General features: G+C 32.4%; 12 protein-coding genes. All 12 read left to right on the forward strand.

Going from position 1 to position 12,875, the window contains the following annotated elements; genetic code table 11:
• Positions 1 to 381 precede the first annotated feature (381 nt).
• On the forward strand, positions 382 to 3,573 hold the full coding sequence (locus tag EDC18_RS14660; RefSeq protein ID WP_207669144.1) for a sacsin N-terminal ATP-binding-like domain-containing protein: 3,192 nt from the start codon (positions 382 to 384) through the stop codon (positions 3,571 to 3,573).
• Positions 3,574 to 3,593: 20 nt separating this feature from the next.
• Entirely contained in the window at positions 3,594 to 4,556 is a 963-nt protein-coding gene (locus tag EDC18_RS02060) for a TIR domain-containing protein (protein ID WP_132249755.1), read from the forward strand.
• 247 nt (positions 4,557 to 4,803) lie between these two features.
• Positions 4,804 to 5,910 carry a hypothetical protein gene (locus EDC18_RS02065; RefSeq protein ID WP_132249757.1) on the forward strand — a complete coding sequence of 369 codons (1,107 nt, stop codon included), beginning with the start codon at positions 4,804 to 4,806 and terminating at the stop codon, positions 5,908 to 5,910.
• A 165-nt stretch (positions 5,911 to 6,075) separates the two neighbouring features.
• Positions 6,076 to 7,008 carry a hypothetical protein gene (locus tag EDC18_RS02070; protein WP_132249759.1) on the forward strand — a complete coding sequence of 311 codons (933 nt, stop codon included), beginning with the start codon at positions 6,076 to 6,078 and terminating at the stop codon, positions 7,006 to 7,008.
• A gap of 402 nt (positions 7,009 to 7,410) precedes the next feature.
• Positions 7,411 to 7,887 carry a hypothetical protein gene (locus tag EDC18_RS02075; RefSeq protein ID WP_132249761.1) on the forward strand — a complete coding sequence of 159 codons (477 nt, stop codon included), beginning with the start codon at positions 7,411 to 7,413 and terminating at the stop codon, positions 7,885 to 7,887.
• Positions 7,888 to 8,106: 219 nt separating this feature from the next.
• On the forward strand, positions 8,107 to 11,076 hold the full coding sequence (locus EDC18_RS02080; protein WP_132249763.1) for a DEAD/DEAH box helicase: 2,970 nt from the start codon (positions 8,107 to 8,109) through the stop codon (positions 11,074 to 11,076).
• Positions 11,077 to 11,189: 113 nt separating this feature from the next.
• Positions 11,190 to 11,408, forward strand: coding sequence for an IS3 family transposase (locus EDC18_RS02085; RefSeq protein ID WP_279230891.1), 219 nt, complete (start codon positions 11,190 to 11,192; stop codon positions 11,406 to 11,408).
• A 61-nt stretch (positions 11,409 to 11,469) separates the two neighbouring features.
• A complete protein-coding gene (locus EDC18_RS14445; RefSeq protein ID WP_165878429.1) occupies positions 11,470 to 11,625 on the forward strand; it encodes a hypothetical protein in 156 nt (51 codons plus the stop codon).
• A 302-nt stretch (positions 11,626 to 11,927) separates the two neighbouring features.
• Positions 11,928 to 12,227: a hypothetical protein gene (locus EDC18_RS02090; protein ID WP_132249767.1), complete on the forward strand. Its 300-nt coding sequence runs from the start codon at positions 11,928 to 11,930 to the stop codon at positions 12,225 to 12,227.
• Positions 12,228 to 12,334: 107 nt separating this feature from the next.
• Positions 12,335 to 12,472 (forward strand): hypothetical protein, encoded by a 138-nt coding sequence (locus EDC18_RS14450; protein ID WP_165878430.1) that lies wholly within the window; start codon positions 12,335 to 12,337, stop codon positions 12,470 to 12,472.
• Between the two features lie 25 nt (positions 12,473 to 12,497).
• A complete protein-coding gene (locus EDC18_RS14715; RefSeq protein ID WP_243115037.1) occupies positions 12,498 to 12,707 on the forward strand; it encodes a hypothetical protein in 210 nt (69 codons plus the stop codon).
• Positions 12,677 to 12,820: a hypothetical protein gene (locus EDC18_RS14925; protein ID WP_371829305.1), complete on the forward strand. Its 144-nt coding sequence runs from the start codon at positions 12,677 to 12,679 to the stop codon at positions 12,818 to 12,820. The genes EDC18_RS14715 and EDC18_RS14925 overlap by 31 nt, the downstream gene beginning before the upstream one ends.
• The last annotated feature ends 55 nt before the right edge of the window (positions 12,821 to 12,875 follow it).

The following is a 12,875-nucleotide window of genomic DNA, read 5'->3' on the forward strand; positions in this document are numbered from 1 at the left end:
AGTACAACAGCGAATTCACGACATGGACAAGAAATCGGAAGGATGTCCACGTCGTGAATTCGTGGAACGTTAGGTGTCATATCAATATGAGCAGGGCTCTGTTGTTTTAATTATTTCCAGTTGCCAATTGCAGGCTATTGAAGTGAGGTGAAATAAGTAAGAAATAGAATTACATATTATAGCAATAATGGGAAGTTGATATACAACTCGAAAAAAGGGGATATTATATAAAATAAAATCAATTTAAAACAGTAAAAATATGTAAATATGCTTCGATCGGAATTAAGAATTAATTTCCTATGAACGAGGAAGGTTTTTCAATAAGTTTTTAAATAGTTCTTCGTAATCGTCAAATAACAGATTATATTAATGGAGGTTAGTATGAGTTTTAAAGATAAAGTTGATGAATTGCGTAATCAGGCGCAAACAACACAAGCTGCAAACAAAATTATTGATCAGCTCAAAAAACTAGAAAATAGTAATAATGAAGATACTTCCTATCGTTGGATTTGGGAGCTTATTCAGAATGCAAAAGATGTAGTTAACTCCACTGGAAAAGTTGATATTCTTGTTAATTTTGATGAATACAGAAGGGTTATAGAGTTTAAGCATAATGGAAAGCTATTCTTGACAAAAAATATTGTTTTTCTTATCGAACAAGTTTCTACAAAAGAGCGAAATGAACTTGATAGGAAAGAAAAGAAGATAACAGGAAAGTTTGGAACAGGGTTTCTAACAACTCATTTACTTTCAAAAAAAGTAAATGTAACTGGATATTTATGTGATGAAGATGAGCCTGTACACCAATTTAATATTGATATTGACCGTTCAAGTGATAATCAGACAGAAATCATCAAGTCAATCGAAGATAGCTGCGAGCAACTTAACAAAAATGCAGTAGAAGTTACGAAAGAGATAAATGAAAGTGATTTTAATACTTGTTTTACATATGAGTTAAACGTTCTTGGAATTAAAATAGCAAAGGCAGGTTTAAATAATCTTGTTGCGTCAATTGCATATGTTTTTGCTTTTGTCCCTGAGATAGAATCAATTACTATTCAAGCTAATACTATAGAAGGTAAGTATAATCAGGTTCTTTCTCGTGGTGACGATGTAGATGTTACATTGAAAAATGCGAAAATTATAACGGTGTGCGATACAAAAAGAAAGAATCCAAGGTATATTTTTACTCTAAAAGACGAAGTATTGACACATTTATCAATTGCGGTTGCATTGTTAGATGTTGGCGAAAAATCAGCTGTAAAACAAATGAATGATAATTTACCTAAACTATTTTGTGATTTTCCATTACTTGGCACAAGTGATTTTGCTTTTCCAGTAGTAATCAATAATCCGTATTTCGAACCTACAGAACCTCGTGACGGAATTGAATTGGAGAGCAAAGCCGAAGAAAAACAATATATTAAAGACAATAAAACGGCATTAGAAACTGCTGTCGAACTTTATAAAACTGGATTGAGTTTTTTTGTAGAAAACAATTATAAAGGTGTATATAACATTGTAAAAATAAATGATCAACCTCATAAAACTTGGCTAAATGCAGAATGGTTTGAGAATAAAATACTTGAACCTATAAAAGATGAAATAAAATATTTAAACCTAATTACTACAAGTGCTGACGATAAAAAACCATTGTTTAAGTTATGGGATGACCCTATTGTTTTGATTCCTAAAAATCAAGAGAATAAAGAGGAAATGTTTAATCTTTGGTCGTTATCAAATGCTTTGTTCCCTGAGTTTCTCCCGAAACAAGAAGAGTTAGAAGCTTGGTGTTATTCGCTCTGGGATGAATGTAAAAACTTGGATATAGACAACATAGTACAAGCCATTGTAGGTTCTGAAAATGTATCTTCTTTAGCAGATAAAATAAAGGGACAAGACGTAATTATCTGGTTGAATGAGTTTTATAAATTACTCTTAACAAGCGAAGAAGATGGCTGCAAAAAAGCAATAGAACACTCAGAGGTTTTTCTCAATCAAAATGGTGAGTTCTGCTGCTTAAATAGCATTTATTTTGACAAGGAAATTGATGATACATACAAGGAAGTTTCATTATTATTAGATATAGATGTTAAAGATAAATTACTTCATAAAAGGGTTTCAACAGAGATTTCAAAGCATATTGAAGTAACACAATATGGGTATTCCGAATTATTTTCAGAAATTTCACGGTGTTTACAAAATGAACATCAAAATTGTGAAGATTTCTTTCAAAGAATACTATGCATACAAACAAATGAAAAACAAAAACAAGATGATTTTTTGAAAATAGCTAAACTAGTTTACAAAAATACCAAATGGGAGATTATCAGTTCTATAAGGTATTCAAAACAACTTTTTGAACAGGCACTAAACAATTGGATTGCAAAGCTATGTTTTGACATACAACAAAGTAAAACGCTGAATGGTTTTGCTGAAGAATATTTTTCTGATAACGTAGATGATGCGGTTTGGTTTATAAATCAATTTGTTTTGTTTTTAGAAAAAAATGATTATAAATATTTGACAGACAAATATTCTATTCTTCCTAACCAAAATAGATTATTTAAAAGAAGCCCTGAGTTACAGCTCGATACGGGAGAGATTGACGAAGTGGTGAAAGATGCTTACTGCTTTACCGGAGTGGACATCAGAATAAAACTGCTTATGAGTAGTATATGTTTTCCATTGTCTGAAAACACAGCAACCAATCTTTATTCATTAGCAAATGAAATAACAAATTATATTGAAAATCATAAGAATAAGCTTGGTGAAGATAATGATCAAGAAAGATTGGTTTTTCAAAATTTCTTTTCATACTTAAAGAGCACAGATAATAAAACTATTAGAAATGCTTTCAAAACTCTTTATAGCAATTTATATTGGTTTTATAATGACGACATAATTTCTGACAATATGCAAAAGGCTGAGCAGTATGAGCAGTTGCTATCCAAACACGGAGTTTCAAATTTCCAAGAGTTAGAAGAGCTATTAAAGCAAGCTAAAAACAATGTACAATCAACAGATACAATTAATGTTTCAAAAGAACAACTTGCACAGCTTGGAATTAATACGGAAGATGATTTGTTGCAAGTTTTAAATATATTAGTTGGAGAAGGTGAATTAACCGATTCCCAATTAGGCGAACTGGCAAGTGGCATGTCTATAGAGGAAGTTTCCAAAAAATTCTTACATAGTTCAAAAAATAATAAATTGGCACGTGAATATTATGAGAAAATAATGAATCGTGCTATACAACAAGTTTTTTACTACCTGAAAGAAACTTGCAGGTATGAAATGTCAGATACATTGGAAGAGTGGAAAAAGACAAGCTATTCAAAAACTGTTTTTTGGGCTAAGAAAAATGGTGCTGATATTCGTATTGTTGTAAGACCAAGTGATGATGATAAAATCATTTTCTTTTATGAACAAGAAGTTGCTGCGATGGACGATACCAATTATGAGCTTTGGACTAACAATGATGATGGAAATACACGAATGATTACATTGGGTGACATTATTAAAACAACGGGAATCTCAGTCGTTCCATTAAAAAATCTTAATCCGAAATAGTAGAAAGTGAGGCGACTATCTTGACGGCAAACGAAATATTAAACTTAATAGCAAACAATAGCCGTGATAATATTTATTGCGTTTATCCTGTTACAACTGATGAAACTATTGGTAAATTAATCTCAGCCCTTTCAAATAGTAGTGGAGGGTTAGTTGCTTTTGGTGTGCAAGATGACGGAAAAAAGCTAAGAGTTAAAGGATATAAATTTAATATTAATTTTGATTCAATAAAAGCGAAACTTAGTGATAATGTTAATTTGACTTTTTTTGACTTGCCGCATGAAACGGAGACGCTTAAATGTATTAATGTTAAACAATGCGAAAATATGGTCGTCTATAGTAACGTACCTTACACACTTGACGGTAATAGAAATGTAACAGAACTCTATATAAAAAAAGTGTTTCTTTCTTATTCGCACAATGATACTTGCATTGCTGACTTAGTAGATGAAAAGCTGTACTTTTTTGGAAAAGGTAGATTGGCTATTACAAGGGATAAAAGAACGTTAGAATATAAAAGTGATATTGAAAAATTCATGCAGACAGTTTCATCTCACGATTTCATGGTATCTATTATATCAGATAGTTATTTAAAATCTCAAGGATGTATGTATGAAGTTTCAGAATTAATGCGGAATAGAGCGTTTAATGATAAGCTATTGACAATTATTTTATCTGAAGCAGATGAAAATTTTTATTCTAAAGACAAGAAACCAAAACAGGTAAAAGCAGATGTATATTCACTAAATCGCTTCGAGTATTTAAAATATTGGGAAACTGAAAAAGGTAAAGTGAATAAACTGAATTCAGAAATAAGTGATTTAGCTCTTAAACAAGGATTAGTTGACGAAATTAAGCGGATAAACACTATTTCGACAAATGTTTCAGAACTAATTGAAATTTTTAAGAAAAGTTTAGGAAAAGACTTTACTGAAATTAATCAAAATGAGTTTTCGGATTTATTATCTATATTACTTTCATAGAATGAAAATAGATTATTCTTAATATTTCGCTACCAAGCAGCTGAGAAGGTTACCAGTGGATATATGATACGACACCTAACAATGCACTCAAGTTCGCTTTGGCTGCCTAGGGTCATCCCTTTTTAGTAGTTGAAGCCAAAGCACATTTCTCAGCCCAAGATAAGAGCTATCTAGGGCTGAGAAACGTCTTGACTATCGGCCGCGCGGCCGTTAGGCGCAATCATTAGCTCGGCAAGGGAGGAATACTATGGAAGATATTTTTGGGATGTTGTCATCAACATTAGATTTAAGGGATACGTATCGGGTCGGTCAAAAGGTTTCCTCGGAGAATTTACTTGAGAATAAGAAGAAAGTGAATCAGATTATTTCGCGAGCAAAGATAAATGCTAAAAGTGATAGGTGTCTTTATTGTGGAGAGAAGGTCACGAGTTTCTGTAATTCACATACTATACCTGCTTTTATTCTAGAAAATATATCAGTTGAAGGGAACTTGTATAACTTTAATAAGATGATTGGCTCTCCTTTAATTAAAGATGAGGATGGTATCAATAGGTCAGGGATTTTTTATGTTATCTGCAGAGATTGTGATAGTAAGGTGTTTGCAGAATACGAAAATCCAGATAAGTACTCTACTGGTCCGAGCCATAAGATGCTAGCTCAGATAGCAATGAAAAATTTCTTGAAGAATATTTATAAAAGAAAGCTTGAACTTGAAATGTATAAGGTGATTAATGAACAAATGGGATTACCTTATGGTATGTTAGAACATCAAAGTAATATTATTAAATTGGACTTGAATGAATTTATGAATGAGTATATACGAGCTAAGAAGTCAGATGAGAAGAATAAGAGTGATGCGTATAATATGTTCTTTTGTGAACGCCTAGATTATGTTGTTCCTGTTGCCTTCCAAGGTCCGATTGCTATGTCAACTGACTTAGAGGGTGGAGTTATTAATAAGTTGTTTGATATGGATCCGAAATATAAGCTTCAGGAGCTACATTTATGTATTTTTCCATTTAAGGAAGAAAGTCTTGTATTTATGTTTATTGATAGTAGATGGAAGAGATATAGAAAATTTTATAAGCAGTTTAGAAAGCTTTCCTTGGAAGAACAGTTAAAGGTAGTTGTATATTTGCTTTTTGCGTATACAGAAGATTTCTTTATACATAAGGACTTAGATGATGAGATATTGAGTAATGAAGTATTACTTGAGATTAGCGGAAAATCGTCAATAGTTACTTCAATGATACCCTTTGTTGATGGAGATGAAGTTGTTCAACAATCTTATGATTTTAGTCAACTAAGCCTAGTTCCCAATATCCTTAGTAAAAGATATGAAGTAGGTCGCTAATGACTGCGCCTAACAACGCACTTAAGTTCGCTTTGCCTGTTTTGGGTCAGCTCTTCGAATAAGCAAGGCACATTTCTCAGCCTAAGATAAGAGCTATCTAAGGCTGAGAAACGTCTTGAGTTCGGAGACGTTAGGTGAAAGACAATTCGATTAAGGAGGAAAATTATGAGTGTTGAATCGGGTATGGTATATCAATTTGTAGAGAATAAGTATGATGAGTTAAAAGATAAAGATGGTAAGTATTATCCATCATTGCACGATAAATTAGTCTTTGAATTGGCAGCAGAAGAGTTTTCTATAACTCCGTTAGAAGCAGAAAAGAAATACTCAGAATATAGTAAAGTTGAAGCTCAGTTAGTTGTCAAAAAATTAAATAGACTTCCGAAAGCTCTAAAGAAAAAACGTGAAATGGAAATGCTGACTAATATTGTTAAGAATAATGGTGATTTGCCTTATGCAGACTTAGAGGGACCAGCCACAGAACCAATAAAGTCAGGTCTTATAACATTAAGAGATGAATATAAAACTATAGTTGAGAGTGCTGGTAGTTACGGATGGGCTATCCCAATGAGTATTAATTTAAGTAGGTTAGAGCCCTTGAGAGATAAAGAAAATAAAGTAGGGGAATTTGATGCATTTTTTATTGATTATTATTATAATAAGAATTTCGAATTACTAGTGAAGCATGTAAACAAGAGCAAAATAAATGACGTGCAAAAGGGATTATTTAATGATTGTGTTGATGCTTACAATTCTGAAAAATACTTGTTGTGCATAAATGGGTTAATGCCAATTTTAGAAGGTATTTTATCTCAATTTGGGAATGATCCAATAGATGTACGGATGATGAAAATTTGTAGATTTAATATGGATAAAACTGAAAGTGACAAAAAATTGATAAATCATTTGGTTTGGGCATCATGTTATAGCTTTATTAGTAATTTGTATAAGAAATCTGATTTTACTAGTGCTGAACCGACTATACTGAATAGGCATTGGATATTACATGGAAGAACAAATACAGAATGGGGAGCAGAAGATTGTATTAGATTGTTTAATGCTATTTATACTGTTAGTTCTTTGTTAAGATATATATAAAATCGAATTGTCTATCACCTAACCGACAGTTACCAAAATGGCTGAGAACCGCCACTTCAGTAACTGCCGTAACGCACCACATCGACTATCAAGCGAGTTTGCAACGCAAGTAATCCGCCAGCAAGCTGACAGATTACTTGCGTCGCAAACCCGCGCGGCCGATATGCGAAAGTATCAGTTAATTACTGATTGATAAATTAAAGTAATGATAGAAGTAATTCTTTGGAGGGAAATTATGAGTTGTGAAATACCACTAATAGTACCATTAGCAGCAAATTATTACGGTAATGCAATGAACAAGGAGAATCTTACATATTATTGAAGCCTTGATGTTAGACTATGCTTGGAGAAAATTGCAGATACAATGATACATGAATTTGTGTCAGAAGAAAGTAAACAAAAATGGCGAAAGCTATCGTACATGAAAAGCTGATGTCATCTAAAGAATTCCTTGATAGCTGTATAGTTGAAAAGCCAATTGCTGCAAAGAAGACTGGAAATTTAGGAGCCCATGAAGGTGAAGAAGCGAATGTTACAGATATTAATATTCAATTATCACTTGAAGCCGTCTCAAATTTCTCGATTGAAATGTTTGTATCATATTTTAAAATGAATGGTTTTCATAATAGTGGTGTTAGTGCATGGATTCCAACAGTATTTAGCACTTTACCACCAAAATATAGAATTCAAATACTAGAGAAGTACTTTGATTATGATAATTCAATTCTAATTATTGATAAATTAGCAATGGCGTATTTAAAAGATGGACTTGAAGAAGAGTGTTTCAAATTTATTGACAGATGCTATAAAGAAAGTTTGATTACAGAATATCCATTGGAAATTATGTACTTAAATATAAAGGTAAGTATATTACAATAATTCATAGTAAATTCAATAAAAATTTCCTTGGTGTGGTTTGTGATTGAACCTCAATATGGCAATACAATTATATGAAAATTTGTGACTTGAGAACAGCAAAATTGGCCGCATTTGATATTTATAATAACTGGCTAATACACCAAGCGTGTTTCAGCAAGGAGTTATTGAATATAAATAGACATAAAGATGATAAAATGGCAGGGAGTTTAGAGAGAGAAAATGAATAATAGATTGATAGGGATAACAAAATATTTTAGAAATGCAGTTGCAGCTCAGACCAATATGGGGATTGATTTTAAAGTTGATAACTTTTTTATCATTGATCCTAAAGAATTGGGGCAGGGTAAGCTTAACCCTATAGCTTGTAAAGGCATTTTTACAGAGGCGAAGAAGAATACATTTGATGACGAGGCTAAATCAAGGAAAAAATCTCTTGTAAATGTCATCATTTGTGCTAAAACGATAAAAACAATATATGAGGCAAATGAAAAGGTACAGGATGAAATTGAGGAACTAACTGGAGTATACTATATTCCGGCAATTCTCAATTCAGAAGGTTTGCTTATATTTGATGAGGGTGACAAAAAACTCCCATGGTTTCCAAGGGAGTATCTAACGCCTATGCTTGAACCAAAATTGGCAATAGGAGAAGCAGAAACGGTTGATAATTTTATAAGTAATCACGTTGACAGTGTAGAAAAAATTAAATATTGGTCAGATTATGTTACCTTTTTTACGGAACTATATGAGTCTGTTACAGAGTCTGAATTTAATCAAAACATAATCCGGAATCTAGATGATAAAGAACCGTTTTTTGAACTGGAGAAACATGTATATGTTTTCTTAGATAAAACTGTTTATTCAACTTTTCATATTATGAATTTATATAATCATCTGCAGGATGATAATCAGCCCAAAGAGCTTTATGACAATTTCATATCTACGCATATGGCAGAAGTAAGTCCGCTTATAGAAAACGATTTGTCGAAAATGCAGGTACATAGCGGTCAGATGAACGGAGAGTATCCTCTGTCTCCATCTCAAAGGGAGGCGGTCAATCACTTTAACGCTATGAATAGTGGAGAAATTCTGGCGGTAAATGGTCCTCCTGGTACGGGGAAAACCACCTTGTTGCAAACCATAGTTGCAGACATGTATGTTAAAAGGGCTATGAAAAAGGAAAAGGCACCGCTTATTGTTGCATCTTCAACGAATAATCAGGCGGTAACAAACATCATTGCCTCTTTCGGAAATATCAAAAAGATGGGCATCTCCAATTTGGAAGAGAGATGGATTGAAGGAGTGAATAGTTTCGCTTCCTATTTTCCGTCTTTCTCAAAGGTAAAAGATGCAAAAAGAAAAGGGTATCAGTACACTAATCAAAAAGGGGAATTTTTTGTCTCTGATGTTGAAGATAAAGCCAATATCGTAAAATCTAAGGCTAAGCTGATACAATCCTGCAACGAATATTTTGGAAGTGAGTACAAAAATATAACTTCCTGTCAGGAGAAATTGCATCAAGAGCTGTTAGTCATTGAAAAGAGTAAGACAGCATTGCTTTCACTTGCTCAGGAAGCTTCTCAATCTGATTTGAATGGTGAAACTATTGATAAATGCCTTGAGAAATTATTCATGGGAATCGAAGAAAAGCAAACAGCAATCTCCAATATCCACCAAAGAATCATTGACTGGGAGAGTTGTTATAAAAAAATACCTTTCTATGTCAAATGGCTAAAGTTTCTAAAAAGCTTTGCAAGGAAAATACAAACGGAATTCAGACTGTTTATAAACGATGAAGAGCAGAACTTTCTGAATGAACATATGAACTTTTACGAAATCAAAGAAAAATACAGCCAGTTGTATGCCGAGTGCAATAAAGCAATTTCCGACCTTAAAGAGAAAAAATCTGTGATTGAGAAAATAAAAAAACGATATGACAGCGAGCTGGAGCGATTACAGCAGCATAATATTAATTTGCATGGAGAAAATGATGAAAAGTATAGGCTTGACCTTGAATATATAAACGACTTGATGGATAAAAAGCATAGGTATGTGGAGTTCTGGCTGGCGGTTCATTATTATGAATGCAGGTGGTTGAGTGGAGAGGATGAACTATCGGAAAAACAAAAGAGCACTAACTATACAAACGTTTTGGAAAAGTTTTATAATAGGCTCAGCATGATAACACCTTGTCTGGTTATGACATTCTACATGTTACCTAGACAGTTCTTGGCATTCGGAGAACAGAAAAATTTTTTTATGTATAATTACATAGATTTACTCATTATAGATGAGGCTGGACAGGTATCTCCGGAGATTGCTGCAGGCTCATTTTCCCTTGCTAAAAAATCTGTAGTCGTCGGTGATATTTATCAGATAGAGCCGGTATGGAGTGTGAACAGAGCACTGGACAAAGCATTGGCAGTGTCAAATGGGGCAATACAATCCTTAGATGAATTTGAATTACTGGTACAGACCGGATTAAACAGTTCTTACTCCAGCGTGATGAAAGTTGCTGCAAAGTGCTGTAAATATGAAAAATTCGATGAAAAAGGCTTGTTCCTTAGTGAACATCGACGTTGCTATGATGAAATTATTGATTACTGCAACAGGCTGGTTTATAAGGAAAATCTCCAGCCGATGCGAGGAAAGGGCATGGAAGACGAGAAGCTTGCTATAAAGCACTGGCCGCAAATGGGCTTCAAACAAATTGATACGGAGTATTCTAACAGGAATGGCAGCAGTAGATTAAACCGCTTAGAAGCGGAACAGATCGTTGAATGGATAAAAAATAATTTCAAACTTATTGCAAATGCTTATCCTAAAGAGGCAAAAGAAAATTTAATTGGAATTATCACACCGTTTAAAGCGCAGGTGGAGTGTATAAAATCAGAGCTAAAAAAGCAGATGCCGACCAATCATTCTAAGATAAGCGTTGGTACGGTACATACTTTTCAAGGGGCAGAAAGAAACATTATTATACTGTCTACAGTGTATGGAAAGCAGGACGGATGTTTTTTCATCGATGCAAACAAGAGCTTAATGAATGTTGCGGTATCTCGTGCAAAGGATAAATTTTTCGTTTTTGGAGACATCAATTGTTTGAAAGATACGCAGAGCAGTGCAAGCGGGTTGCTTAAAAAATGTATTTCAAATATAGAAATGGAGATGCATTATAATGAACTGTAATGGTATATTATAGTTGTAACACCTAGTACGAATAATATATAATAAAAGCGAACGATCAAGGAGTACAGTTTACCTCCTGGGCCTTTACGGAGTATTGTGTAAATCAAGGAATTATCCAAAGCATGAGCAAATCAGGATGTCCATATGACCATGCTCCAATGGAAATCTTTTATAAATCTTTTAAAACGGAATTAATATATTTAAATAAATTTGAAAATGAAGAGCAATTGGATGTAGCCCTAAATAGATATGTTTATGTGTGGTATAACCATATCAGACCACATACATTCAATGGTGGGTTAACTCCTTTTAAAGCAGTAAATATAAGTTAAAATACTCGAATTAAGTGTTACAAAAAAGCTCGACCATTACAATTCATAAAGGAGAACGAAAGTGGAAAAATTTTTAGCTATTATAGGTGCATTAATGCCTATATTAACCATAGTTGTAACTAGATTAATAAAAGAAAAATTTGGTGATAAAATGTATTCAAACTATAGTCCATATAATAATTATAAAGGTAATCCATTACTAAATACACTTAATTAGTTATCCAATAGTCTTTTAGTATTTACTTTAGGAATTGCTTTGAATTTTGGGATTATTAATTTTATACTATTTATTATAAAAGATAAATCCTTATTCTTTATTTTTACTTTATTTGTTGTAGAGTTATTAATTGTAGGAGTTTTTTTGTTTTTAATGAAAAAGAACATGATATTCAACCGAACAGTATTAAGGTCTTTAAGAAAGTTAGAAGACTATTATTAATCATATATTTTCCACTATCTTGTCTATTTGCTATTGGATTAATATACGCTACTGGCTTTATTAAAGGCACTGAAATTATTATGAATCAGAATATTCCCATGAGTTTATATTGGATTATTTCAAGCGTTATAGTACTTTTTATTGGAATGACTTATTTCAAAAATTTGTACATAAAGTATTTACCTGATTTTAAATTTAGAGTTTTTTTAAAAGATGGTACAAACATTCAATGTGAAGAATTAACAAAGCGAAAAGGGAAAATTGTTTTAGAAATAAATATGATTATAGCAGAAACTAAATGTATAAAGAAAAAGTTTATAGAAAAACCACTTGATGAAGTTGATTGGATTGAAGCAGAAGTAATTCTTAATAAAATATAAAGGAACACAAAGAATGTTAGTTAAAAAGATAGTTTCTATCTGATCCTTCATTTCCTGTAGGATATAAGTATGACAGTCAAGAAACAGTGATGTTTTATGTGGAGTATTTGGGCAATAGAGAAGATTTAAAGCCACAGGATGAAGAAATTGATAAAGTTGAGTTTTATAACAAAGAAGACTTAATGAGGGTTATATCTCAAGAAGAAACATATGAATTTTTAAAACAAATATATAATGAAATATAGTGGTTAAAGAATTGGAGGGGTTAGAATGTTAATTATATCATTAATTATGACTGCAATAATATGTTTATCTATGATTGGATTTGGACTTTTAATGGTAAAAAAACCACCTAAGGAAATTAATGCTTTATTTGGTTATCGTACAGCTATGCATCAAAAAACAAGGATACTTGGGATTTTGCACACAGGTACTCAGGTAAAATATGGATTAGAAGTGGGATTATCACTGGAACCATAACAATTATATTGGTATTTACTTTACAGGGATTAAGTAATTACAATCAACTTATGGTTGCGTTATGTTATATTCAAATTATAATATTACTACTAGTGATCCCTTTTACAGAGTAAGCTTTAAGAAAAACATTTGATAAAAATGATATTAGAAAATAAAATGCAAGAACAA

The organism is Natranaerovirga pectinivora (assembly GCF_004342165.1).
In the GTDB taxonomy this organism is placed as follows: Bacteria; Bacillota; Clostridia; order Lachnospirales; family DSM-24629; genus Natranaerovirga; species Natranaerovirga pectinivora.